Genomic DNA, 2,396 nt, shown 5'->3' with positions numbered 1-2,396 from the left:
CGTTCTCTCATCTGAAATGGATGTTTGAGTGGTTTATCCAGCACACAAACGAGTGATTTTGCCACTCTTCAAATGTACGGAGCTTTTTCAGAAATCAAATACTAGTCCTATACACCTTCTCTGATTCAGTTTTGGCTAAGTAAATTACCACTTGGTGCATTCGTTTATTGGGAAAACGGCGATACACCCTCAAACGGTAATCAGCCATCCGAAACGGCATATCATCATCGGGTTTGGTCTGAAATTCAATGTGGAGAACAACTTCATCTGACTGCAACAAGATTAAAGCATCAGCACGTATCGGTTCTAAAGACAATTCTGTAGGACTTAATTTGGTTAAAGTAATTGGTTCTCCTAATAACCAAGTAGCGAAATCAGGAGAATACATCTCCGCGATAAATTTGCAGGTGTTGTCAAACATGAACACGTATTATCAAAGATAAACAAATCTTATCATTGTCTTAGTTAATCACTGCAATTCAACTTTAGTTAGTAATTAGTTTGGACAAAAATCATGTCTAATCTTCCACCAATTAATTCAGTTGTCAAAGTAATTAAAGCACTTACAGAACAAGATTCAAGATTAGGGCAAACAGGCACAGTAATTCAGTATTCGGCACACGGAATGGTTTGCGTTCATTTCCCAGATATGCCGCCTGATCAAGGAATTTTTTTCAATCCCCATCATTTACAAATCATAGAGCCATAGTCAAGATTATGCCGAGAAAATCTACTCACCCCGCCCCTGCTGACCATTCCTCATTGTGTCTACAGTATCTTCATCGTTGTGGGGGTAGCGCACGGTTGTGCAGTATTAAATTTAGCCTGGGAGTGATTCAAGGCTTGGTCAATCAAAGAAAAGTAAAGATTAAGAATACTGGTACAGGGTTTTTTATTGAATTGGAGGATTCCAAATGACTAACCACAAACAAGTTGTTTACCAATCTCAATTAGACCACAAGAGTAAAATGGTTCCTCGTCGTCGTACTAGGAGAAGATTTAACCCCAGGATTTTTATCGACCGCACCATAGAAACAACTGCAATCATCTCTCTGCTCTTGACTGGCTTTTCAGGAGTTGGAGCAATAGGGTGCTGGGGAATGGAGATTATCGAGACTAATAATCCCAACATAACCATCTCTGGGTGGCAGCAACAGAAGAACATTTGCTTAGGTGCAATGTTGGTCAGTTTTTCCGCCTTCTTAGGGACTTCTTTAGTCGGAGCAAGTCTCAGCATTCAACGAGATAAATTTTAGGGGAAGAAACAGCGATGGAAATCAAGTTAACTACATCAGAGATTCGGACTATCTTGCAAGGATGTCAATATACATTGCGGCTTGTGGGGAGTAGTAAGGATTATCGCAGGCTTCAATCGTCAGAGCATTTTTCTACATCAAATGATGTGGTATTAAATGATGCGTTCAATGTTTTGGGAGAAGTAGTAGAGGCAATTGATCAGGTGGAGAAATTTAATCAACAAGGAGAATCAAGTCATGGAGCAAGAAATTAAAAATGCAGTTGGTTTAGGCAATCCTGAACTTGTGATAGAGTCGAAACCAAAACCTGAGCCTGAACCAAAATCAATAGTAACGATTTACGACTTCTCTTCTTTGTTATCAAAGCACGAACCACCGAAAAAACAGAGATGAACAAAAAACAGTTGATCCTCAATTGTGCCATTGCAGTTTTCGCCTTTTCCAATACTTTAAGTGGCTCTCTCCTGGTTTTCGGGCAAAAGAAACCGAATTATTTCAACATCACAATACCTGCAAGCGCGGCGAGGCTAGCTTTTGGTCTGGGTATGCTTGGCACTGGATTAACCATGCTTTTGGCTAGTCGGATTGAGGCAGTCGAAATTGGGGATTTACTCCAATCTAAGCCTATTTCCTTTCCCTGCTCTTGTTGCAGGTACTATCACGGGTCGAGTTATGGCGGTGTAACGCTCAATTGCGCTATTCATCCTCACGGCTGCGAGGGTAGTCAATGCCCGGATTGGCAAGCTTTTAACCATCTAAATTTAGAGGAACAAGAAAATGACATTAACTCTAGATAATCGCTCTCAAAACAAAGAATCATCCCTGACGCAAGCATTACGGCAGATACAGCAGTTAAACTCCAAAATTGCTGTGTTAGAGCAGCAGCATCTTTCTCATGTGCAGAAGCAACAGAATTTGATTGCTGCGATTGCCGAAATCTGTGTTTCTCCAATGCAGGAAATACAGGCGCTGCGGATTCTGATTTATCGGGGAGAAGCAGCTTGTCGGCAGTACTTGCGATCGGTGTTGGTCAAACAGAGGAAAAATTCATAGAGATCAAGCACTCATTGATTCTGGTTCTGTACGTGATATTTCCAAAACTCGCTGTAACCAATATGAAATTTGAGCAGATGCAGATTG

Annotated in this window: 6 protein-coding genes and 1 pseudogene; 6 read left to right on the top strand and 1 reads right to left on the bottom strand. The window is 40.9% G+C overall.

The window, feature by feature from the left end:
• Positions 1 to 100: 100 nt before the first annotated feature.
• Positions 101 to 421, bottom strand: a pseudogene (locus tag H6G97_RS49905) (Rpn family recombination-promoting nuclease/putative transposase); the annotation flags it as partial.
• Between the two features lie 93 nt (positions 422 to 514).
• Between H6G97_RS49905 and H6G97_RS49900 the strand changes: the two are divergent.
• The 6 genes from H6G97_RS49900 to H6G97_RS49875 all read left to right on the top strand — a co-directional run bounded on the left by H6G97_RS49900 (position 515) and on the right by H6G97_RS49875 (position 2,309).
• Entirely contained in the window at positions 515 to 709 is a 195-nt protein-coding gene (locus H6G97_RS49900) for a hypothetical protein (RefSeq protein WP_190947632.1), read from the top strand.
• A 205-nt stretch (positions 710 to 914) separates the two neighbouring features.
• Positions 915 to 1,256 carry a hypothetical protein gene (locus tag H6G97_RS49895; RefSeq protein WP_190947631.1) on the top strand — a complete coding sequence of 114 codons (342 nt, stop codon included), beginning with the start codon at positions 915 to 917 and terminating at the stop codon, positions 1,254 to 1,256.
• Positions 1,257 to 1,270: 14 nt separating this feature from the next.
• Positions 1,271 to 1,510, top strand: coding sequence for a hypothetical protein (locus H6G97_RS49890; protein ID WP_190947630.1), 240 nt, complete (start codon positions 1,271 to 1,273; stop codon positions 1,508 to 1,510).
• Positions 1,494 to 1,649 (top strand): hypothetical protein, encoded by a 156-nt coding sequence (locus tag H6G97_RS49885; protein WP_190947629.1) that lies wholly within the window; start codon positions 1,494 to 1,496, stop codon positions 1,647 to 1,649. The genes H6G97_RS49890 and H6G97_RS49885 overlap by 17 nt, the downstream gene beginning before the upstream one ends.
• Positions 1,646 to 2,053: a hypothetical protein gene (locus H6G97_RS49880; protein WP_190947628.1), complete on the top strand. Its 408-nt coding sequence runs from the start codon at positions 1,646 to 1,648 to the stop codon at positions 2,051 to 2,053. The genes H6G97_RS49885 and H6G97_RS49880 overlap by 4 nt, the downstream gene beginning before the upstream one ends.
• On the top strand, positions 2,034 to 2,309 hold the full coding sequence (locus tag H6G97_RS49875) for a hypothetical protein (RefSeq protein WP_190947627.1): 276 nt from the start codon (positions 2,034 to 2,036) through the stop codon (positions 2,307 to 2,309). The genes H6G97_RS49880 and H6G97_RS49875 overlap by 20 nt, the downstream gene beginning before the upstream one ends.
• The last annotated feature ends 87 nt before the right edge of the window (positions 2,310 to 2,396 follow it).

The sequence above is a fragment of the Nostoc flagelliforme FACHB-838 genome (assembly GCF_014698065.1).
Classification (GTDB): domain Bacteria; phylum Cyanobacteriota; class Cyanobacteriia; order Cyanobacteriales; family Nostocaceae; genus Nostoc; species Nostoc flagelliforme_B.
Note: the sequence above shows the minus strand (reverse complement) of the source record. Positions and strands in the feature narration are given on the sequence as shown.

What these genes read in the sequence shown, in the direction of transcription:
- H6G97_RS49900 (WP_190947632.1), top strand. Translation starts at nt 515, where the DNA reads ATGTCTAATCTTCCACCAATTAATTCAGTTGTCAAAGTAATTAAAGCA.
- H6G97_RS49895 (WP_190947631.1), top strand. Translation starts at nt 915, where the DNA reads ATGACTAACCACAAACAAGTTGTTTACCAATCTCAATTAGACCACAAG.
- H6G97_RS49890 (WP_190947630.1), top strand. Translation starts at nt 1,271, where the DNA reads ATGGAAATCAAGTTAACTACATCAGAGATTCGGACTATCTTGCAAGGA.
- H6G97_RS49885 (WP_190947629.1), top strand. Translation starts at nt 1,494, where the DNA reads ATGGAGCAAGAAATTAAAAATGCAGTTGGTTTAGGCAATCCTGAACTT.
- H6G97_RS49880 (WP_190947628.1), top strand. Translation starts at nt 1,646, where the DNA reads ATGAACAAAAAACAGTTGATCCTCAATTGTGCCATTGCAGTTTTCGCC.
- H6G97_RS49875 (WP_190947627.1), top strand. Translation starts at nt 2,034, where the DNA reads ATGACATTAACTCTAGATAATCGCTCTCAAAACAAAGAATCATCCCTG.